This is a genomic window from Cronobacter sp. HA18003, assembly GCF_011605905.1.
GTDB classification, from domain to species: domain Bacteria; phylum Pseudomonadota; class Gammaproteobacteria; order Enterobacterales; family Enterobacteriaceae; genus Cronobacter; species Cronobacter sakazakii.
This window is the reverse complement of record NZ_JAANQO010000011.1, coordinates 511713-531757: the sequence shown is the minus strand read 5'-3', so window position 1 is coordinate 531757 and position 20045 is coordinate 511713. Positions and strand designations below refer to the sequence as shown.

General features: G+C 59.2%; 20 protein-coding genes. 6 read left to right on the top strand and 14 right to left on the bottom strand.

From position 1 onward, the window contains the following. The first annotated feature begins 14 nt into the window (after positions 1-14). Positions 15-827 carry a septum site-determining protein MinD gene (gene minD / locus G6041_RS03540; RefSeq protein WP_004384979.1) on the top strand — a complete coding sequence of 271 codons (813 nt, stop codon included), beginning with the start codon at positions 15-17 and terminating at the stop codon, positions 825-827. 3 nt (positions 828-830) lie between these two features. Further along, the gene (gene minE / locus G6041_RS03535) at positions 831-1097 is read left to right on the top strand and encodes a cell division topological specificity factor MinE (RefSeq protein ID WP_004384978.1); all 267 of its coding nucleotides are present in this window, start codon (positions 831-833) and stop codon (positions 1095-1097) included. Between the two features lie 103 nt (positions 1098-1200). On the opposite strand, the gene rnd is transcribed toward minE, so the two are convergent. The 5 genes from rnd to G6041_RS03510 all read right to left on the bottom strand — a co-directional run bounded on the left by rnd (position 1201) and on the right by G6041_RS03510 (position 7584). Further along, positions 1201-2310, bottom strand: a complete 1110-nt coding sequence (gene rnd / locus G6041_RS03530) for a ribonuclease D (protein WP_012124508.1) — start codon at positions 2308-2310, stop codon at positions 1201-1203. A gap of 82 nt (positions 2311-2392) precedes the next feature. Further along, a complete protein-coding gene (gene fadD, locus G6041_RS03525) occupies positions 2393-4078 on the bottom strand; it encodes a long-chain-fatty-acid--CoA ligase FadD (RefSeq protein ID WP_143336886.1) in 1686 nt (561 codons plus the stop codon). Between the two features lie 205 nt (positions 4079-4283). After that, on the bottom strand, positions 4284-4868 hold the full coding sequence (locus G6041_RS03520) for a Slp family lipoprotein (protein ID WP_007888065.1): 585 nt from the start codon (positions 4866-4868) through the stop codon (positions 4284-4286). A 40-nt stretch (positions 4869-4908) separates the two neighbouring features. Continuing rightward, complete coding sequence (gene tsaB, locus G6041_RS03515) at positions 4909-5604, bottom strand: tRNA (adenosine(37)-N6)-threonylcarbamoyltransferase complex dimerization subunit type 1 TsaB (RefSeq protein ID WP_012124506.1); 696 nt, start codon at positions 5602-5604, stop codon at positions 4909-4911. A 69-nt stretch (positions 5605-5673) separates the two neighbouring features. Continuing rightward, the gene (locus G6041_RS03510) at positions 5674-7584 is read right to left on the bottom strand and encodes an ATP-dependent DNA helicase (RefSeq protein WP_007868510.1); all 1911 of its coding nucleotides are present in this window, start codon (positions 7582-7584) and stop codon (positions 5674-5676) included. Positions 7585-7714: 130 nt separating this feature from the next. On the opposite strand from G6041_RS03510, the gene G6041_RS03505 reads away from it, so the two are divergent. Beyond that, on the top strand, positions 7715-8059 hold the full coding sequence (locus G6041_RS03505) for a RidA family protein (RefSeq protein ID WP_004384975.1): 345 nt from the start codon (positions 7715-7717) through the stop codon (positions 8057-8059). 9 nt (positions 8060-8068) lie between these two features. Here G6041_RS03505 and G6041_RS03500 read toward each other — a convergent pair whose 3' ends face one another. From G6041_RS03500 to G6041_RS03460, 9 genes are all read right to left on the bottom strand, one after another. After that, positions 8069-9178 (bottom strand): acyl-CoA desaturase, encoded by a 1110-nt coding sequence (locus tag G6041_RS03500; RefSeq protein ID WP_012124505.1) that lies wholly within the window; start codon positions 9176-9178, stop codon positions 8069-8071. Beyond that, positions 9168-10259, bottom strand: a complete 1092-nt coding sequence (locus G6041_RS03495) for a fatty acid desaturase family protein (RefSeq protein ID WP_012124504.1) — start codon at positions 10257-10259, stop codon at positions 9168-9170. The genes G6041_RS03500 and G6041_RS03495 overlap by 11 nt, the downstream gene beginning before the upstream one ends. Further along, positions 10252-11373, bottom strand: coding sequence for a sterol desaturase family protein (locus tag G6041_RS03490; RefSeq protein WP_012124503.1), 1122 nt, complete (start codon positions 11371-11373; stop codon positions 10252-10254). The genes G6041_RS03495 and G6041_RS03490 overlap by 8 nt, the downstream gene beginning before the upstream one ends. Further along, a complete protein-coding gene (locus tag G6041_RS03485; RefSeq protein ID WP_012124502.1) occupies positions 11366-11983 on the bottom strand; it encodes a phosphatase PAP2 family protein in 618 nt (205 codons plus the stop codon). Before G6041_RS03485 ends, G6041_RS03490 begins: the two co-directional genes overlap by 8 nt. Beyond that, positions 11980-13266: a F390 synthetase-related protein gene (locus tag G6041_RS03480; RefSeq protein ID WP_166491627.1), complete on the bottom strand. Its 1287-nt coding sequence runs from the start codon at positions 13264-13266 to the stop codon at positions 11980-11982. Before G6041_RS03480 ends, G6041_RS03485 begins: the two co-directional genes overlap by 4 nt. Further along, positions 13263-14069, bottom strand: coding sequence for an MBL fold metallo-hydrolase (locus tag G6041_RS03475; protein ID WP_012124500.1), 807 nt, complete (start codon positions 14067-14069; stop codon positions 13263-13265). Before G6041_RS03475 ends, G6041_RS03480 begins: the two co-directional genes overlap by 4 nt. Continuing rightward, the gene (locus tag G6041_RS03470) at positions 14070-15074 is read right to left on the bottom strand and encodes an NAD-dependent epimerase/dehydratase family protein (protein WP_012124499.1); all 1005 of its coding nucleotides are present in this window, start codon (positions 15072-15074) and stop codon (positions 14070-14072) included. Continuing rightward, positions 15071-16078: a 3-oxoacyl-[acyl-carrier-protein] synthase III C-terminal domain-containing protein gene (locus G6041_RS03465; protein ID WP_012124498.1), complete on the bottom strand. Its 1008-nt coding sequence runs from the start codon at positions 16076-16078 to the stop codon at positions 15071-15073. Before G6041_RS03465 ends, G6041_RS03470 begins: the two co-directional genes overlap by 4 nt. A gap of 142 nt (positions 16079-16220) precedes the next feature. Beyond that, complete coding sequence (locus G6041_RS03460) at positions 16221-16403, bottom strand: YoaH family protein (protein WP_012124497.1); 183 nt, start codon at positions 16401-16403, stop codon at positions 16221-16223. 90 nt (positions 16404-16493) lie between these two features. Here G6041_RS03460 and pabB point away from each other — a divergent pair, with 90 nt between their 5' ends. The 3 genes from pabB to sdaA all read left to right on the top strand — a co-directional run bounded on the left by pabB (position 16494) and on the right by sdaA (position 19975). Beyond that, a complete protein-coding gene (gene pabB / locus G6041_RS03455; protein WP_012124496.1) occupies positions 16494-17858 on the top strand; it encodes an aminodeoxychorismate synthase component 1 in 1365 nt (454 codons plus the stop codon). Between the two features lie 2 nt (positions 17859-17860). Continuing rightward, positions 17861-18439: a CoA pyrophosphatase gene (locus G6041_RS03450; protein ID WP_004387271.1), complete on the top strand. Its 579-nt coding sequence runs from the start codon at positions 17861-17863 to the stop codon at positions 18437-18439. A gap of 171 nt (positions 18440-18610) precedes the next feature. Further along, positions 18611-19975 (top strand): L-serine ammonia-lyase, encoded by a 1365-nt coding sequence (sdaA, locus tag G6041_RS03445; protein WP_004387270.1) that lies wholly within the window; start codon positions 18611-18613, stop codon positions 19973-19975. Positions 19976-20045 lie beyond the last annotated feature (70 nt).

Genomic DNA, 20045 nt, shown 5'->3' with positions numbered 1-20045 from the left:
CAAGGAATTCCTTTATGGCACGCATTATTGTAGTTACATCAGGTAAAGGGGGCGTTGGCAAAACCACCTCCAGCGCGGCCATCGCTACGGGTCTGGCCCAGAAGGGAAAGAAGACCGTAGTTATCGATTTCGATATCGGCCTGCGTAACCTTGATCTCATCATGGGTTGTGAACGCCGTGTCGTATACGATTTTGTGAACGTGATTCAGGGCGATGCCACGCTGAATCAGGCGCTTATCCGCGATAAACGCACCGAAAGCCTCTATATCCTGCCCGCGTCGCAGACCCGCGACAAAGACGCGCTGACCCGCGAAGGCGTGGAAAAGGTGCTGGATGAGCTGAAAAAGATGGAGTTCGACTTCATTGTCTGTGACTCCCCTGCCGGTATCGAAACCGGTGCGCTGATGGCACTCTATTTTGCTGACGAAGCCATCATTACCACTAACCCGGAAGTCTCCTCCGTGCGCGACTCCGACCGTATCCTGGGCATCCTCTCTTCCAAATCGCGCCGCGCCGAAAATGGCGAAGAGCCGATTAAAGAGCACCTGCTGCTGACCCGCTACAACCCGGGCCGCGTCAGCAAAGGCGATATGCTCAGCATGGAAGATGTGCTGGAGATCCTGCGTATTCCTCTGGTGGGCGTCATCCCGGAAGATCAGTCTGTGCTTCGCGCCTCTAACCAGGGCGAGCCGGTCATTCTTGACGCCACATCCGACGCAGGTAAAGCCTACGCCGATACCGTTGATCGCCTGATGGGAGAAGAACGTCCTTTCCGCTTCATTGAAGAAGAGAAGAAAGGTTTCCTCAAACGCCTGTTCGGAGGATAAGTTATGGCATTACTCGACTTTTTTCTCTCCAGAAAAAAGAACACCGCCAGTATCGCCAAAGAGCGCTTACAAATTATTGTTGCTGAGCGTCGTCGTAGCGATGCTGAACCGCATTATTTACCGCAGCTGAAGCGGGATATTCTGGAAGTGATTTGCAAATACGTTCAGATTGATCCGGAAATGGTAACCGTTCAGCTGGAACAAAAAGGCGACGATATTTCGATTCTCGAACTTAATGTCACCTTACCGGAAGCGGAAGAGACAAAATAACACTAAAAAATACCCCGGCATGCCGGGGTATTTTTTCAGTCAATTCACTGTATATATTTTCAGTAAACTTCACATCTCCTGTAAATAATTACAGGTCACGCCGTTAATAATTTTCCAGCAGCGTTTTTAATGATTCATTTAATAGCTCGCCGCGCCACCCGCTGATTAATTCCGGCAATTGATTCTGCGGTTTCAGCTTCCAGTGCCAGTTCAGCAGCTGGTTAATCTGGCGGCGTGAGGCCATCAGCTCGGCGCTGATCTTGTGCGCCTCGCTCGTCGCCTGCACCAGCGCTTTGATCTCTTTAAACACCTTGCGATAGCCCGGCATGTCGACCAGATTCGCGAGCGGCTCCGGCAGCGCCTCTTCCGGCAGCGCCTGCGCCTGCGCGACCAGCGCCAGTAGCGTCTTGCCGTGGAAGCGGATTTCACTGCCGGAAAGGCCCATGCCGTCAAGCTCGCCAAGCGAGCCTGGCATATGGCGCGCCACTTTCCAGAGGTTTTCTTCGCGCACCACGAAATTCACCGCCATATCGCGCTCGCGCGCTTTGCGCAGACGCCAGCCCGCCAGCAGCTTCAGGCACGCAAGCTGACGCGGACGCAGTTGCCAGGCGTTGGTGATTTCACGCCAGGCTTCATCAGGATCGAGCACCTCGCCGCGGCGCTGGGTCATCAGGCGGCATTCATTAATGGCGGCGGTCAGCCAGCCGGCTTCGCGCACCTGTTCCATCAGTTTGTGGGCGATCGGCAGCAGATACCAGACATCCGCCGCCGCGTAATCGCACTGGCGCTCGGTCAGCGGACGCGCCAGCCAGTCGGTGCGCGACTCGCTTTTATCCAGCACCACGCCGGTGTGATGTTCCACAAGCGTCGCAAAACCGCAGGAGAGCGGATGGCCAACGAACGAAGCCAGCACCTGAGTGTCGATAAACGGATCGGGCATCATGCTGAACGCGTTCTGAAACACTTCCAGATCTTCGCTGCCCGCGTGGAGAAACTTGGTGACGTTTTGATCCTGCAACAGCGCCTGAAACGGCGCCCAGTCGGTGATGGTCAGCGGATCGATAAGCGCGACGTTTTCGCCGTCATACAGCTGGATAAGCCCCAGCTGTGGGTAGTAAGTACGGGTACGGACAAATTCGGTGTCCAGCGCCAGGGCGCGCTGCGTGCGTGCGGTCTCGCACAGCGTCGCCAGCGCGTCATTGGTGGTAATCATCTGGTAATTCAAATCGCTCTCTCTTTGTCTGCGCCCATAAAAAACGCCGGTAGAACCGGCGTCAGGGCGACGTGATTGCAGCTCAGGCGGTATTGTCGCCCGCCCGGCGCGCTTCGTCACGTAGTTCTCGTCGTAAAATTTTCCCGACGTTGGATTTTGGCAGCTCGGTGCGAAATTCCACCTGCTTCGGCACTTTATAGCCCGTCAGGTGACGGCGACAGAAGGTAATCAGCGCTTCTTCCGTAAGCGATGCTTCTTTCTTCACCACGAAGATTTTCACCAGCTCGCCGCTGGCTTCCGACGGGATGCCTACCGCCGCGACTTCCTGCACGCCACTGTGCTGCATTACCACATCTTCAATTTCATTCGGATAGACGTTAAATCCGGAGACCAGAATCATATCTTTTTTGCGATCGACGATACGCAGGAAACCCTCTTCGTCCATCACCGCGATATCACCGGTGCGCAGCCAGCCGTCCTGAAGGATCTCGTCGGTGGCGTCCGGACGCTGCCAGTAGCCCAGCATCACCTGCGGGCCTTTAATGCACAGCTCGCCAGGCTCACCGGGTGCCACTTCATTGCCTTCGTCGTCAATCAGTTTGACTTCGGTGGACGGCACCGGCAGGCCAATGCTGCCGCTGTGGTAGTCGATATCGTGCGGGTTAACGCTCACCAGCGGCGAGCATTCGGTAAGCCCGTAGCCTTCCAGCAGGAACTGGCCGGTGAGTTTTTCCCAGCGCTCCGCGACCGCCTGATGCACCGGCATCCCGCCGCCCGCCGAAAGGTGCAGCGAGGAGAAATCGAGCTTATGGAAATCTTTGTTATTCAGCAGCGCGTTAAACAGCGTGTTCACGCCGGTCATCGCGGTAAATGGATATTTGCCAAGCTCTTTAACCAGCCCCGGAATATCGCGCGGGTTGGTAATCAGCACGTTCTGCCCGCCGAGTTCAATAAAGAGCAGACAGTTCATGGTGAGCGCGAAAATGTGGTACAGCGGCAGCGCGGTAATCACCAGCTCTTTGCCGCGATGCAGCAGCGGGCCGTACGTGCCGAGCACTTGTTCGAGGTTAGCAAGCATGTTGCGATGGGTCAGCATCGCGCCTTTCGCCACGCCCGTAGTACCGCCGGTGTATTGCAGGAAAGCGAGATCGTCTGGCGTTACTTCCGGCTTGATGTACTGCATCCGGTAGCCGTTATGCAGCGCGCTGCGAAACGAAATGGCGTCCGGCAGGTGGTATTTCGGCACCAGACGTTTCACGTACTTCACCACAAAGTTCACCAGCGTGCCTTTGGCGGTGGAGAGCTGATCGCCCATGCGGGTCAGAATGACGTGTTTCACCTGGGTCTTATCGACCACTTTTTCCAGCGTGTGGGCAAAGTTAGAAACGATGACGATGGCGCTGGCGCCGCTGTCGTTCAGCTGATGCTCCAGCTCGCGCGGCGTGTAGAGCGGGTTGACGTTCACAACGATCATTCCGGCACGCAGAATGCCAAAGAGCGCCACCGGATATTGCAGAAGGTTCGGCATCATCAGCGCCACGCGATCGCCTTTTTGCAGGCCGAGGCCCTGTTGCAGCCAGGCGGCGAAGGCGCGGCTGCGCTCTTCCAGCTTGCGGAAGGTCATCACCTCGCCCATGTTGGTAAAGGCGGGCTGGTAGGCGTAGCGTGTGCAGGATTGCTCAAACATATCCACCAGGGAGTGATAACGGTCCGGGTTTATTTCCGCCGGAACATCCGCCGGATAACGGTTAAGCCAAACCTTCTTCAATGCGTCACCTCTGAATGTATTATTCGTCGTCATCACAACCCCAAAACAATAAACACGGTGTTAACATAATATTAACTCATTGTACCAGTTTATTAATTCGCCTGATTTAAGGTTGCGAAGCGCGTCACTAATTATTTTTGTTATACCGATAAAACAAATAAACAGCGGACGGGCCGCTGTTTATTTTATTCACTAAATCAATGAATTACTCGGTTACTACGGTCTGAACCTGAGCCGGGCCGGGATTATACCAGCCCCACGGGCCATAGCCATATCCCCAGCCGGGGCGCGGTCCCCACATCCACGGATCGATAGGCTGTGGTGGCATCACCACCTGCTGCGTCACGCGCCAGCGCTTGAAGCCGTTCACCTGCATTACCATGAATTTGTACGGGCTCGCACCGATTTTCCCTTCTGCCGTGCCGGTGATGGGGCCAACCACCGTCACGAGCTGATTACGGAAGTCCACCGGGTCGAGAAAGCCGCCAACGTCGGCAAAGATGCGTCCGCGCGACGGCTGGCCGAGCAGCGGCCGCGCCGCGCTGTCGAGCGGCAGCGTGGCTATCTCAAGGCGGGTTTTGCCCTTCTCGTTATCGACATTGACCACTCGCCCGCCGAAGCGCGCCTCCTGGCCGATGTAGAGCTCCGGCGCGTTCATTACGCGCACCAGATCCTGCTGCGGCGTCGGGCTGGTGCCTTTAATCGCGTCGGGAACGCTGACACACCCACTGACGAGCAAAACGCTCAGCGCCAGAAGCCCACTGCGCACCATTGATTGTTGACCCACCATAAGCGACTCCTTAAACCCGCCCGCGGTTTGCGTCGGGATGTTATTCCCGGCCTGGCAGTTTTTTCCACGCCACTTCGTTGCGCAGATAGACCGGTTCTGCATGTTCGACCGCAACAACGCGCTGTTGTTCGAACAACCGGCACGCCAGCGGCAACATATCTTCCGCCGCCGGCAGCGTTACCTGGCCGTCGGTAAGCGTAAGTCCGCTGCCGTTCGCCATATCCGGCCACGCCTGCCAGCCGGTGCCGACCGTCGCCCACTCGCCGTCAAGCGCCTTCAGGCGCTCCGTGACGGCGTCGGGCTTGAGCACCGCTTCAGTCTCTTCGCCGTGCCAGACGCCCTGCTCATCGCGCTGGTACTCGGCCCAGTAGACTTCGCCCATGCGGGCGTCGATCGCCGCCAGCACGCGGGTCGCGCCGCTGACGCGCCATGCGCCCTGCGCCATCGTCATCAGCGTCGACACGCCGACCATCGGAAGTTCTGCGCCAAGCGCCAGCCCTTGCGCGATGCCGATGCCGATTCGCACGCCGGTAAAGCTTCCCGGCCCGCGGCCAAAGGCCAGCGCGTCCATCGCCGACAGCGCAACGCCGCTTTCGGTGAGGATCTCACTGACCATCGGCAGAATACGCTGGGTGTGCTCGCGCGGGCAGAGTTCAAAAAGGGCGGACGTTTTACCGTTGTCCCACAAGGCGACGGAACAGGCCTCGGTGGCGGTATCAATAGCCAGAATTCGCATGGATCTATAACACTCTTACGCGTCGTGGTGGTTCAAAAAGGGGCGCATCTTATCACAGTCTGGCACAAATTACTGCCGCGCCGCGTCGGTGAGAAAGCGCGCCGCCTCGCCGATATCGCGGGTGCGCGGCGTCGGCGGCAGGCTTTTCAGAAAGACCGCGCCGTAGGGGCGCATTACCAGGCGGTTGTCGCAAATCACCAGCACGCCGCGGTCGTCGACGTCGCGGATAAGACGCCCGACGCCCTGCTTGAGCGTGATGACCGCCTCCGGCAGCTGAACTTCATCAAACGGATCGCCGCCGCGCAGGCGACAATCTTCCATCCGCGCTTTCAGCAGCGGATCGTCCGGCGAGGTGAACGGCAGTTTGTCGATAATCACCAGCGACAGCGCGTCGCCGCGAACGTCCACCCCTTCCCAGAAGCTGCTTGTCGCCACCAGCAGCGCGTTACCCGCGCTGATAAACTGCTCCAGCAGCTGGCTTTTACTGGTTTCACCCTGCAAAAGCACCGGCAGCGTCATGGTGGCGCGAAATTGCTCGGCCAGCTCGCGCATCATGGCGTGCGACGTGCAGAGCATAAAACAGCGGCCCTGGTTGGCCTCAATCAGCGGTTGTAACATCCGCGCCAGCGCTTTCCCGGCCTGCGGCTGGTTAGTCTGCGGCAGACCTCGCGGCACGCAAAGCAGCGCCTGGCGGGCATAGTCGAACGGACTGGGCAGCAGAAGAGTTTTTGCCTCGTGAATGCCGAGCCGCTCCGTGAAGTGATGAAGATCGTCATTCACCGAGAGCGTGGCGGAGGTGAAAATCCAGCTGCCGCCCTTTTCGGCGATCACGTCCTGGAATTTATCCGCGACGGTCAGCGGCGTGAGCGCCAGCGTAAAGTGGCGCGAGTTGCACTCATACCAGTAGCTGTAGCCTGGCTGATTAATCTCTTTTAAGCGTTTGAGACGCGCGCGATAGAGCGTGGCGCGCTCAAAAGCGGCGTCCAGCAGCGCCGAGCGGCCAAGCGACAGCTTCGCCACGTCGTAGCAGAGCTCCAGCGCGTCATCGAGCAGCAGCAACGCGCGGCTGATGGAGGTGTCCGCCAACAGTTCGCGCAGGTTGCCGCGAAAGCCAGGGTCGCCCAACTGCAGCCTGAAATCCTGGGTGCTTTGCGCCAGCCGGTCGGCGCACTTTTGTAGCTGCTGGGTATCTTTCACCTCGGTGCGATAGGCGATGATAATGTCTCTTGCGAGATCAAGCAGCTGGCGGCTGGAGAGGGACTGGCCGAAATACTGGCTGGCGATATCGGGAAGCTGATGGGCTTCGTCGAAAATAATCACTTCAGCCTCCGGGATAAGCTCCGCAAAGCCGCTCTCTTTGACCACCATATCGGCGAGAAACAGGTGATGGTTCACCACCACGACGTCGGCCTCCATCGCCTTTTTGCGCGCTTTCACCACAAAGCAGTCTTTGTAGAGCGGGCAATCGGTGCCAAGGCAGTTATCGTTGGTGCTGGTGACAAGCGGCCAGACGGGGGCGTCTTCCGCCACGCGCCCGCAGGTGCTGATATCGCCATCGACGGTTTCGTTGGCCCAGCCGCGCAGCTGGATAACGTCGCTTAAGGTTTGAACCGGCAGATCGCCGCCCGCCAGCGCCTGTTGCTCAAGGCGCTCCAGGCATAAATAGTTTGAGCGCCCTTTTAAGAGCGCCAGACGGCCTTTGAATTCCAGCGCTTTGGCGACGGTCGGCAGATCGCGGCTATAGAGCTGATCCTGCAGCGCTTTCGAACCGGTGGAAATAATCACTTTCTTACCGGCACGCAGCGCGGGCGCCAGATAGGCGTAAGTTTTCCCGGTCCCGGTACCCGCCTCGACCACCAGCGGCGTCGCGGCCTCAATGGCGGCGCTGACCGCCTGCGCCATCTGACGCTGCGGCTCGCGCGGTTTAAAGCCGGGAATCGCGTTGGCCAGTTGGCCATCTGCTGCAAAATCGTCTGTCACACTGCCCCCTGGTTAAATTGCCAGTGATTATGTCAGGGCGGCCACGCTTACGCCAGCCGAACAGATGACGGCGCTCGCGCTTTATGGCAGGCTTGCACCCTGCTAAACAGAACAGGAAAAGGAAAAAGCGATGACAATCGTGCGTATCGATCCCGCAGATCGTTGGTCTGACGCGGTGATTCACAACCAGACGATTTACTACACCGGCGTGCCGGAAAATCTCGACGGCGACGCTTACGAACAAACCGCCAATACACTGGCGCAAATCGACACGCTGTTAACCGCGCAGGGCAGCGATAAATCCCGTATTCTCGACGCCACCATCTTTCTGGCCGACGGCGACGATTTCGCGCTGATGAATAAAGCCTGGGATGAGTGGGTGGTGGCAGGCTCCGCACCGGTACGCTGCACCGTGCAGGCCCGCCTGATGAACCCGCGCTATAAAGTAGAAATCAAAATTATCGCCGCAGTTTGAGCCCCGCCGTCACCGTTCGCCGGTGGCGGTTTCTTCGGGTTTTCTTCCCATTCTGAGTAAATGCCGCCGTTGCAGCCGCAGCAGATCTTTCACCGTGAGTATCTGGTATGACAACCCGTGTGTTTTCGCGACCTGGGCGATGATAGCGCTCAGCGCCGGAAAGTGGCGGTGGCTCCAGTCAGGAAAGAGATGATGCGTCAGGTGGAGATTTAAACCGCCGAGCCAGTATCCCATCAGGCGTGGCCGCATGTGCCAGTCAAACGTTGTCGCAAACGCATGGTGATAGACGCTCTGCGGCATCACGTTATCGGCCGGCGCAGGATAGAAATGGCCCTTCGCCCAGTGCGTTCCGATAAGCAGCGACACAAACAGCGCCGAAACCAGCATCTGGCTGATGAGGTAAACGGCAAGGACAGCTGGAAACGTGATGGCTTCGTCCAAAAGCAGCATCGGAAGCCCCAGCGCCAGCCAAAAGTGTGCGGCTTTCAGCAGTAAAAACAGGAGTGCGCCACCTGCGCCCGGGTGAGGTAAATGGCGCGTAAAAGGCGTTTCGCCCAACCGGTCGCGCCAGTCCATCCACCACGCATACCAGGGAAAGGTCAGCGCGGCCACCAGCGGCCAGTAAAGATGCTGTGCGCGCATAAAAGGCTTGCGGCGCTGGAACGGCGTCTGGCACAGGACGCCGTTTTCATCGATATCGGGGTCGTACCCCTGAATATTGGTATAGGGGTGATGAAACTGCACATGCCGTACTTGCCAGTTGTCAGCATCAAGCCCCAGAGGAACGCTCACCAGACGGCCAAGCCAGGCGTTCGCCGCACCGGAACGGCAGTATGCATTGTGACTGGCATCATGCAACACATTGACCACCAGCATCATGGCGAAAAAGATAAAACCGAAATACCAGAGCGCAAAACCGGTGAGATGCGATGACGTCAGGCTTAGCAGGTAACAGGCCGCGCAGCAGAGCGCGAGAAAAACGAGTTTCGCCCACATGCCCTTATCGGCGAAGCGATGCTCCTGCTGCGTCGTCAGATAGTGCTGACAGGCCGTGCGGAACGCTTTATGCAACGCGGGATCGTGGCGTTCCACACGCAGCGGTGGCAAATTACGCGTCATGCGGGTTGCCCATCTGAACCAGAAATACCCGCTGCGCGGCGCGAAGTTCACGATAGCTGATGCAGCGATACGGCAACCCATGTTCCAGTGCCAGCCGCGCCACTATCCGCGCGAGCGCCGGATAGTGGCGATGGTGCCAGCCTGGGAACAGATGGTGCGTCAGGTGATAATTCAGCCCGCCGGTAAATGTCTCCAGCCAGCGCCGTGGCGTGTGCCAGTCGCAGGCGGTGGTGAAGTTGTGGTGATACCAGCCATGCGCCATTCGCTTCTCCCCGTCCTGAGGAGCCTGATAAAACGTGGCTCCGGCCCAGTGGGTGCCGAGAAGCAAAAAGACCACCAGCAGCGACGTACACATCTGGGTCAGCAGATAAATGCCCGCCACCATCCAGACGTTATGCCCCGCGATGATCGGTACACACAGCATCAGCGTGATATGCGCTATTTTACTAAAGATAAAAGCGCTCCATCCTTTCACGCCAGGCAGCAGCCGCTCCGCATGCAGCGGCGTGCGGCCCAGCCTGTCGGCCCAGTCAAACACAAGGCCTATCCAGCTCAGGGATAAGGCTGCCACCAGCGGCCAGTAGAGATGCTGAAAGTGCATCCACCTGCGCCAGCGCTGAAACGGCGTCTGGCGAAAAATCCCGTTCTCTTCGGTATCCAGATCGTAGTGTTCAATATTCGCGTAGCGATGGTGATAACTGACGTGTCGCGTGCGCCAGTAAACAGGCTCAATACCGGTTGAAAGCGTCACCGCGCGGCTGATGAACGCGTTCCAGAAGCGGCGGCGAGTAAATGTCAGGTGTGAGGCGTCATGATTAACATCAATATTCAACCACATCATCAAAACGGCGAATGACGCATAGCAGGCGATGAACCACACCGCGTCAGAGGCCTGCAGAGCCAGCGCATAGCATGCAATGCTTGCCAGCAGGATCAGAAGCGCTTTGATGCGCGCCGGACGGTCAGCAAAACGGTGGTCGTTGCGATCGTGAAGATAAGCATATGCCTCCTGCTGGAGAGCGCGATGAAACGCACCTTCGGCTGCCGGGCTGAAGCGTAACGGGATAAGCGCTTTAGTCATGGCGTAGCGCCCTCTTTTGCATCGCAGGCATGGCCAGGACTATCAGACCGTGCAGCGCCAGTGCAGGCAGGCTTAGCTGCCAGATAAACCCCTGCCAGCCAAAAAGATGCAGACAACACAGCGGCATCAAGCCGGTCACGACGGCCCAGCCGATGCGGCTTGCACGATGCCCGTCATTCATCAGTCCCATCATCACTGACGCGGCCACCAGCAGCAAAAACAGCGTCATTTGTTCCCGGCCGATATCGTCATAACCATAGCCATAACGCTGGATATAACCGATAACCGGAATAAACAGCAGCAGCGTACCGCTGATGATAATGTATGGCGCAGGAGAGACGCTGCCTTTCGTGTGCGGCGCAGGGCGAAAGCCAAGCAGGCGGGCAAAAGGCGCGTTACTTTCCCGCAGCGGATTGGCAGAGGCGCGATAGCCTTTTACACCATACTGATGTTCATCCCGCGCCGGTGGCGTATGACAAAACGATCCGAAAAGTTTATCCCAGAGGATCAACGTACCGCCGTAGTTGGTGTCAGCAAAACGGCGCTCGCACAGGTGGTGAACCCGATGATGCGACGGCGTGACCAGCAACCGCTCCAGAAAGCCGAGTCGCCCGGTGAACGCGTTGTGGTTAAAAAACTGGATACTGTAGTGAATCACAGAGACCGCAAGAAACACTGACAGCGGCACACCCGCCACGGCCAGCAGCATAAAAAAGGGGATTGAGGTCAGCGATGAGTACCAGGAATTGCGCACGCCGAGCGAGAGATTATAGTGTTCACCGTGATGGTGTACGCTGTGAACGGCCCAGAGTAAGGGCCATTCATGATGCAACCGGTGCAGCCAGTAAAACCCAAAATCCCAGGCGATAAAGGCAAAGCCCCACACCACAACCGCAGGTGCTCCCTGAAAAAGCTCAAGGTTTACGTTGCGGGAAATGACGCTGTAGCACAGCACCTCCAGCCCCCGGAACAGCCACAGCATCATCTGCCCGGAGTTGACATTAAACACTATGTCACGCCAGTTCACCGGCGCACGTACGCGCCATTTCAACAGAAGCGCCTCACCAAAGACCAGCCCCAGCATCACTACGATGGGTAACGTTAATTCATTCATGATTCAATTCCTTTTGTATCATCCAGTAAGACAACATTTTTCGCGCCAGCATGCCTGCCAGCAGCGTAAGCGCGACGCCGCCGACCAAATCGACAAACAGATGGCGTCGCAGCTGCAAAATCGACACGCTAATCGCCGCGCCCCAGAGCACCGCGGCAAGGGTATAGCCCCACTGCCCGCGTTTGCTGATGCCCCAGACCATCAGCAGGGTCAGCGCCATATGCAGTGACGGGAAACAGTTCTGCGGCGAATCCACCGCCAGCAGAATACGCAGCGCGTCAGCGCTGATGCCCTCGCCGGTGACGGCGGGATAAGCCATCGTCGTCGGCCACGCCAGATAGACTGCCCCAGCAAACAGCGCCGCCAGTTGCGTGGCCCGCATCAGCCATTTCACTTCTGAGCGCGGGGTTAACCAGTAGCCCGCAGGAACGAGCAGGAAAAACGACATATAAAGCCAGATGGCCGAGGGCGTGAAATCCAGCAGCGTGTCGAACCACAGCGGCGGTAGTTTGTGCCCGGCGCGCTGAAGCAGATCGGTCGTGGAATAGACTATGCCAACGCTTCCCCACCCCAGCAGCAGAGATTTCAGGCGATAAGCCGTTTCGTTCATGCGCGCTCCCTTACACGCACGATACGCCGCCGCTTGGCCCCGGCGGCCGCTTGCGGGATCTGCGCTAAAAGCGTCCAGCGAAGAACATCGCACGCCACGCCCTGTTGTTCAAAAAGCGCCATTAGCGCGGCCTGCGCCTGCGCGCGCTGTGCGTCGTCGGCCTCGACGATAAGCGTCAGGCGCTCCGCGCCGTGCTGAATTAGCCGGTAATCCGCCGTGAAGGGCAGAACGCGCGCCAGCGCGCGGTTGCAGAGATCGCCAAAGATGACCCGCTCGCCGCCCTGCCCGTCCGGCAACAGGAGTTGATCGTCCTGTCGCCCTTCAATATGCGCCAGCGCCAGCCACGGATCGCCGCAGGCGCACGGCGTATCGCGCACCGCCAGCACATCGTCCAGCCGGTAACGCACGATGGGCTGCGTGGTACGGGTAAAATCGGTGATGACCGGAACAAAACGACGCGCATCCAGCCACTTCTTTTCAACATGGATAAACGCTTCGTTCAGGTGCAGCACGCCATGCGAACAGGTGGCGGCGAGAAAGCCTTCGGTCGCCTGATATACTTCGCCGACGTCAGGAAAAATACTTTTCAGCAGCGCGCTGTCCTGCGCGTCGAGCACTTCTGCCACGGAAATGACTTTCTTTGGCGCAATCTTCAGAGCGCCTGCCTGGACTGCCAGCGCGAGCGCGCGCAGTACCTGCGCAGGTGCAACGATAATCGACGGCGATTCGGCTTCAAGCCGTGTAAGCAGGGCGTCGAAGGGCTCAAAGAGATCGTAAAAACCGAGGCTCAGCCAGCGGCTGTTCACGCTCTGGTAGAGGTTATTGTCGGCGCGCAAAAAGAGTGCCACCCGCTCGCCTGCAAAGAGGCCGTCTGGCAGCATTTTTGCGAGCATCGCGCCTGCCCACAGCGCCTGCTCCTGCGGGCTGACCGCGAAAATCCCGCGCCGCCCGGATGTGCCGCTCGACAGCCCCACGCTGTAACGCCCGACCGTCGGCGAAAAATTGCGGTCGTTTTCACTTTTGAGCGCGCACGCCATCACGTCTGCCGCTTTCAGGCCGCCGGTGTTCATCTCATCGAAATGCGCCATCATCAGCGCTTTGTCCATTAGCGGCCATTCGCCAAACGGCAGCGTACGGTAGCGCCTGAACCACGGGCTTTTCGCCAGCACGCGCGCGGCAAACCGCCCAAGCTGTTTTTGCTGGTAGCGCTCAAGCGCCGCGCGATTTTGAAAACGCAGACGCTTCACACGGGAATAGTGCCAGAGCATGGCGAGCTTATTCACAAATCGCCCTCGTGCGCGAGACGGATCTCCGCGCCGCCATCGCGCCAGAGCCGATGCAGTAAATCGAGCGTGCGCGTGGCGGCCGCCGGATCGGCAATCACCAGATTCGCGAGCCGCGACGGGCCGCGCTGTTCACGGTAGCTGACCGGCGACCAGGCGGCGTCGGCCGCGAGCAGCACCCAGCCGTTATCCGTCAGCACAAACGCGCCGATATGCCCGGCGGCGTGGCCCGGCAGCGGCACCAGCAACACCTCGCCGTTGCTGCCTGGCAGCAGGAAGCCGGTATCAAACGGCGCGAGTGCGGCGGGCAGCGCCACGCGCTCAAAGCTCTCGATAAATCTGACCGCGCTTTCAAACTTTTCCGGGATGAGCCCTGGCACGAACGCCTGACGCAGCGCGGCAAACCCACGCAGCGTGCGGGTCTGCGCCCAGCCTTCGCCGGAGCAGATAAAGCGGTTATCCGCGAAGTCACGCAGCCCGGCGATATGGTCGGCGTGAAAGTGCGAGAGGATCAGCGCGTCGATGTCACCGGGGCCATAACCATTCGCCGCAAGCTGGCGCAACAGCGACTGTTCCGGGGAAAAGTAAACCGGCGTCACGCGGCGATAAAGTTGATAGATCCCGCGTCGGGTGTAATCGTCAAACCACGAGGCGTAGCCGGTATCCCACAGCCAGCGTTTGCCGCCCGCGTCGATAAGGCTCGCGCGGGCCGGAAATTTACAGGTTTTCCATGCCGCGCCCTTCAGCGCGATACAGCCTAAATGGGTGCAGTAGCCGGTTTCAAACGTCGTAATCGTGGCCATTCAGCCTCTCCTTTCGCGCAGCCAGGCGCCGGTAAGCCGCACGCCTTCTGCCAGCGACACCGGCGGTCGGTAGCCGAGCCGGGTTATTGCCTTCTCCTGGCTTAACGTCATATCGAAACTGACGGTGCCTGCGCTGTAGCGCGTCAGGCGCGGTTCCGTGCCGGTAAGATGCCCGTGGATTTCCATGCCCTGCGCCACGAGCGAGAGCAGCGGCCAGGGCACCGACGCCACGCGATACTGTAACCGAAGCTCATCGCGCAGCAGGCTGCCGAGCATCTCTACCAGCCGCTGCGGTTCATGATTGGTAATATTGAATGCTTCACCGGAGATGAGCCCCGGCGTGTCGGTGGCAAGACGCATCGCATGCACCACATTGCCGACCCAGGTTAAATCCAGCAGCGCCTCGCCGCCGCGCGGCAGACGCAGCACGCCGCGGTCGGCCTCAAGCTGGCGCAGCAGGCGTGGAATAATCACGCGATCGTGCGCGCCGAACAGCCCGCGCGGGCGCAGAATAATAAACGTGACGTGCGTAAAACGCCTCGCCGCCGCCTGAATGACCTGTTCCGCCGCATATTTACTGCTGGCGTAATGGCAGGCGAAACGGGCAGCCCGGTAGTGTTCATCCACATTATGGTGGTGACGGAAATCGAAATAGATAGCGGGCGTGGAGATATGAATGAAACGCGTGACGCCTGCCCGCGCCGAAGCATGAGCCAGCCGTTCGGTGGCCGCGACATTCACCGCATGAAACGCCTGCGCGCTGCCCCACGGCGACGATTTGGCCGCGCAGTGCCAGACCACATCACAGCCCTGCATCAATGCATCGCAGCGGGCGTCATCGGCCTGCGCAAGCTCCAGCGGCACGAATTGCGCGCCGAGCGCGGTAAGCTCAGCGCCCGCGTTTTCGTCACGCCCGGTCGCGCGCACGTCACAGCCCTGCGCGAGCAGCGCCTCGACCGCGTTGCGCCCAAGCCCGCTGGTGGCCCCCGTCACCAGGTACTTCATGGCAGCAGCACCATACCGGCGAGCGTTAATCCCGCGGCCGTGCCGACCAGCATTATCGGCTCGCCCGGCTTCACACGCCCGGTGGTAAACGCCTCGTGGAGCGCGGTGGGAATCGACGCCGCCACCTGGTTGCCGTGCTGGCGGTAGATATCCACCAGCACCTGCGGCTTCACTTTCAGGCGTTTGCGCATATGCTCGAGCGACAAATGGCTCGCCTGGTGCGGCACCACGGTGGCGATGTCATCAAGCGTTAGTCCCGCGGCGTCAAGCAGTCGCTGCCAGAACCCGTCAATCAGCAGCGAAGCCTGGCGGAACAGCGCTTTGCCCTGCATATGGAACAGAAAGTCGCTCTCTTCCATCCCGGCGCGGGGGTTTTTACGCGTGCCGCCGGCGCGGATCTCGCACAGCTCACTGCCCTGCGGGTAAGTTTCCGCTTTCATCGCCAGAATGCCAGAGCGACCGTCACCCGCCTCAACAATGGCGCAGGCGGCCCCGTCGCCGAAAATAAGCGACGACTCTTCATGCTGCCAGTCGATCCCGCGCGAGGCGATATCCGCCGACACAATGGCGATACGGCGATAAGCGCCGTTCGTTAACAGCGCCGACGCTACCTGCATGGCGCTGATAAAACTCACGCAACTGCTGTTGATGTCAAATCCCGCCGTGCCTGCCGGTAAGCCTGCGGCTTTCATCACGTGCACCGCTGAACAGGGCAGCGCCTGAACGGCAATGGCCGAGGCGGAGATCAGCAGGTCGATGGAGTCGGGGTTAATCGCGTGACGCTGGCAGGCGTCATGCAGCGCGGCGGCGGCGAGCGCAGCCTGGCTGTCATCATTCGCGGCATGGTAGCGGTGCAGAATGCCTGAGCGGCGCTCCACATACCCCTCGCGCTTGCCGAGGCGGCTATCAAGTTCGGCGGACGTAATAAGGTGTTCCGGCAGCGCCTTGCCGGTCGCGATGAGTTTCAGCCGTGAAGCGGGCGGGGTGTGAGGTGTAAAGGCCATAAAGCTCTGTCCCTAAGCTTAACGTCCCTGCCGGACAGGGACGCAAAGTATGATGATATCTGACGTTATTATGCGTGCTGCGCACGATAACACGTCAGCAGGGACAAAAAAATTGTCGCTACCTTTTCCTGGTGTGGTGCGTTTATTCCTCTTCGTCGTCTTCAAAACGCGCGACGATGCGATCGCCCTGATGGGTGGCGCGGATCTCCTGCGCCACCTGTGCGATGGCTTCGCCGCTGCTCATGCCCTGCGACATCAGCTCCTGAATACGTTCAACCGCTTGCTGTTGCTGTTCATGGGTGAGAGAAGGTAAACCTGCAAACATCGCTGACTCCTGTTACATTGATGCGTTCAATTATTCCACGCCGTGCGTGCGAGCGCCAGACGCCCTGCGCCGTTGTTAATTGTCGTCCTGATGAATACGAACCTGACTCCTGAACTGATCTCCCTGCCCTGGCGCGCCGATGCGCTGCAACAGACCTTTTCTGCGCTACAACATCAGCCGTGGGCGATGCTGCTGCACTCGGGTTTTGCCGAGCACGCCCACAACCGCTTCGACATTCTGGTGGCCGACCCGCGCGTCACGCTGACCACGCGGGGGGCGCTCACTATGACGCAAGACGCAGAGGGTTGCCAGCAGAGCGACGACGATCCGCTGCGTCTGCTGCATGCGGCGCTGGCGCGTTTTGCATTTTCACCCGCACCAGATGAGGATTTTCCCTTCCAGGGCGGCGCGCTCGGGCTGTTTGGCTACGATCTCGGGCGGCGCTTCGAGCGGCTGCCCTCACAGGCCAGCGCCGATCTCAACACGCCGGATATGGCGGTCGGCATCTATGACTGGGCGCTGATAGCCGATCACCATCGCGAGCGCCTGACGCTGCTCTGCTACGGTGATGCCAGCGCGCGTCTCGCCTGGCTTAACGCACAACTGCCGGTTGAGACCGCACCGTTTCGCTTAACCGCGCCGTGGCGTTCAAACATGACGCGCGAAGAATATGGCGAGAAATTCCGCCAGGTGCAGGCGTATTTGCGAAGCGGCGACTGCTATCAGGTCAATCTGGCGCAACGGTTTTGCGCGCGCTATGAAGGCAGCGAATGGCAGGCGTTTTTAAGGCTCAATGCCGCTAACCGCGCCCCGTTCAGCGCCTTTCTTCGCCTGCCGGATCAGGCGATTTTAAGCCTGTCGCCGGAGCGGTTTATCCGTCTGCATAACGGCGCTATTGAAACGCGCCCCATTAAAGGCACGCTGCCGCGTTTGTCCGATCCTGAGGAAGATGCGCGCCAGGCTTTACGGCTCGCGCAATCACCCAAAGATCGCGCCGAAAACCTGATGATTGTCGATCTGCTGCGTAACGACATTGGCCGCGTGGCGACGCCCGGCAGCGTGAAAGTGCCGGAGCTGTTTGTCGTTGAGCCGTTTCCGGCGGTGCATCATCTCGTCAGCACCATTACCGCGACGCTGCCGCCATCGCTTCACGCCACCGATCTGCTGCGCGCGAGTTTTCCTGGCGGCTCTATCACCGGCGCGCCCAAAGTGCGGGCGATGGAAATTATCGAAGAGCTGGAGCCGCAGCGGCGCAACGCCTGGTGCGGGAGCATCGGTTATCTCAGCTTCTGCGGCGCGATGGACACCAGCATTACCATCCGCACGCTGACGGCGGAAAACGGCGCGCTTTACTGCTCAGCGGGCGGCGGCATCGTGGCTGACAGCGAAGAAGCGGCGGAATATCAGGAAACTTTTGATAAAGTTAACCGTATCCTGCACGCATTAGAGAGGTGACGATGGAGAATAGCCCGCTGACGCTTGACCGGTTTTTATCGCGTTTCCAGCTTCTGCGCCCGCAGATGAGCCGTTCCAGTCTGAATCAGCGCCAGGCCGCCGTGCTGGTGCCTGTGGTGCGCCGCCCGGAGCCGGGCCTGCTCTTGACGAAGCGCGCCGCCACGCTTCGCAAACACGCGGGCCAGGTGGCCTTCCCCGGCGGGGCCGTGGATGACACCGATGCGTCGCTGATTGCCGCGGCGCTGCGTGAAGCGCAGGAAGAAGTGGCTATCCCGCCCGAGGCGGTGGACGTTATCGGCGTGCTCCCGCCGGTCGACAGCGTGACCGGTTTTCAGGTGACGCCCGTGGTGGGCATTATCCCGCCAGATCTGCCGTATCACGCCAGTGAAGATGAAGTGGCGGCGGTCTTTGAGATGCCGCTTGCCGAAGCGCTGCGGCTCGGACGCTATCACCCGCTTGACATCCACCGGCGCGGCAATCATCACCGCGTCTGGCTCTCCTGGTATCAGCACTATTTTGTCTGGGGCATGACCGCAGGCATTATTCGTGAGCTGGCGCTACAAATCGGCGAGAAACCCTGACTATTATTGTGGGTGAAAAGTGCGATCCGCAGCACTTTATTAGGCGGCCTCGCCTTATTCATTAGTTTAATTCATGTGAATAGTTAACTGCGCAGCACAATAACCTTTTACACTATGCGCTGTTTTCACACCGTCATTTGCAGAGCAGATGACTCTGTCAGGAGTTACCACGTGATTAGTATATTCGACATGTTTAAGGTGGGCATTGGCCCCTCCTCTTCCCATACGGTAGGTCCGATGAAGGCCGGGAAGCAGTTCGTCGATGACCTGGTCGAAAAAGGATTATTGCAGGACGTGACCCGCGTCGCGGTGGACGTCTACGGCTCGCTCTCATTGACCGGCAAAGGCCACCATACCGATATCGCTATTATTATGGGTCTGGCAGGTAATGAACCCGCCACGGTCGATATCGACGCCATACCTGCATTTATCCGTGATGTTGAAACCCGCGGTCGCCTGCTGCTCGCGCAGGGCGCTCACGAAGTGGATTTCCCGAAAGATAACGGGATGCGTTTTCAGAGCGACAACCTGCCGCTGCATGAAAACGGCATGACCATCCACGCTTATAGCGGCGAGAAAGAGATCTACAGCAAAACCTATTACTCCATCGGCGGCGGCTTTATCGTCGATGAAGAGCATTTCGGCAAAACCGCCAGCAATGAAGTGAGCGTGCCGTATCCGTTCCACTCTGCTAAAGATCTGCTGGCGCATTGCAAAGAAACCGGCCTGTCGCTCTCCGGCCTGGTGATGAAAAACGAACTGGCGCTGCACAGCAAAAAAGAGATTGAAGACTATTTTGCAGACGTCTGGCAGACCATGCGCGCCTGTATCGATCGCGGTATGAATACCGAAGGCGTGCTCCCTGGCCCGCTGCGCGTACCGCGTCGCGCCTCCGCACTGCGCCGTATGCTGGTTTCCAGCGATAAACTCTCCAACGATCCGATGATCGTGGTCGACTGGGTGAATATGTTTGCGCTCGCCGTCAACGAAGAGAACGCGGCGGGCGGCCGTGTTGTCACCGCGCCGACTAACGGCGCATGCGGCATCGTACCGGCAGTTCTGGCCTACTATGACCACTTTATTGAATCGGTCAGTCCGGATATCTACATCCGCTACTTCCTTGCCGCGGGCGCTATCGGCGCGCTGTATAAAATGAACGCGTCTATCTCCGGTGCCGAAGTGGGTTGCCAGGGCGAAGTGGGCGTCGCTTGCTCCATGGCGGCGGCAGGGCTTGCAGAGCTGCTGGGCGCGAGCCCGGAACAGGTTTGCGTGGCAGCCGAAATCGGTATGGAACATAACCTCGGCCTGACCTGCGATCCGGTCGCGGGCCAGGTACAGGTGCCGTGCATCGAGCGTAACGCGATTGCCTCCGTGAAGGCGATTAACGCCGCGCGTATGGCGATGCGCCGCACCAGCGAGCCGCGCGTCTCGCTCGATAAAGTCATCGAGACGATGTATGAAACCGGCAAAGATATGAACGCCAAATACCGTGAAACGTCACGTGGCGGCCTGGCCATCAAGGTTCAGTGCGATTAATGCCCTAAAGCGCCGCACCCGCGGCGCTTTTTTTATCCCCGCTCGCCTTTTATTCCTCCCGTCGCGTCAA

Coding starts and splice junctions, on each gene's coding strand:
- minD (WP_004384979.1), top strand. CDS start 15: ATGGCACGCATTATTGTAGTTACATCAGGTAAAGGGGGCGTTGGCAAA.
- minE (WP_004384978.1), top strand. CDS start 831: ATGGCATTACTCGACTTTTTTCTCTCCAGAAAAAAGAACACCGCCAGT.
- rnd (WP_012124508.1), bottom strand. CDS start 2,310: ATGATTACCACCAATGACGCGCTGGCGACGCTGTGCGAGACCGCACGC.
- G6041_RS03520 (WP_007888065.1), bottom strand. CDS start 4,868: ATGGTGGGTCAACAATCAATGGTGCGCAGTGGGCTTCTGGCGCTGAGC.
- tsaB (WP_012124506.1), bottom strand. CDS start 5,604: ATGCGAATTCTGGCTATTGATACCGCCACCGAGGCCTGTTCCGTCGCC.
- G6041_RS03505 (WP_004384975.1), top strand. CDS start 7,715: ATGACAATCGTGCGTATCGATCCCGCAGATCGTTGGTCTGACGCGGTG.
- G6041_RS03500 (WP_012124505.1), bottom strand. CDS start 9,178: ATGACGCGTAATTTGCCACCGCTGCGTGTGGAACGCCACGATCCCGCG.
- G6041_RS03495 (WP_012124504.1), bottom strand. CDS start 10,259: ATGACTAAAGCGCTTATCCCGTTACGCTTCAGCCCGGCAGCCGAAGGT.
- G6041_RS03490 (WP_012124503.1), bottom strand. CDS start 11,373: ATGAATGAATTAACGTTACCCATCGTAGTGATGCTGGGGCTGGTCTTT.
- G6041_RS03485 (WP_012124502.1), bottom strand. CDS start 11,983: ATGAACGAAACGGCTTATCGCCTGAAATCTCTGCTGCTGGGGTGGGGA.
- G6041_RS03475 (WP_012124500.1), bottom strand. CDS start 14,069: ATGGCCACGATTACGACGTTTGAAACCGGCTACTGCACCCATTTAGGC.
- G6041_RS03470 (WP_012124499.1), bottom strand. CDS start 15,074: ATGAAGTACCTGGTGACGGGGGCCACCAGCGGGCTTGGGCGCAACGCG.
- G6041_RS03465 (WP_012124498.1), bottom strand. CDS start 16,078: ATGGCCTTTACACCTCACACCCCGCCCGCTTCACGGCTGAAACTCATC.
- G6041_RS03460 (WP_012124497.1), bottom strand. CDS start 16,403: ATGTTTGCAGGTTTACCTTCTCTCACCCATGAACAGCAACAGCAAGCG.
- pabB (WP_012124496.1), top strand. CDS start 16,494: ATGAATACGAACCTGACTCCTGAACTGATCTCCCTGCCCTGGCGCGCC.
- G6041_RS03450 (WP_004387271.1), top strand. CDS start 17,861: ATGGAGAATAGCCCGCTGACGCTTGACCGGTTTTTATCGCGTTTCCAG.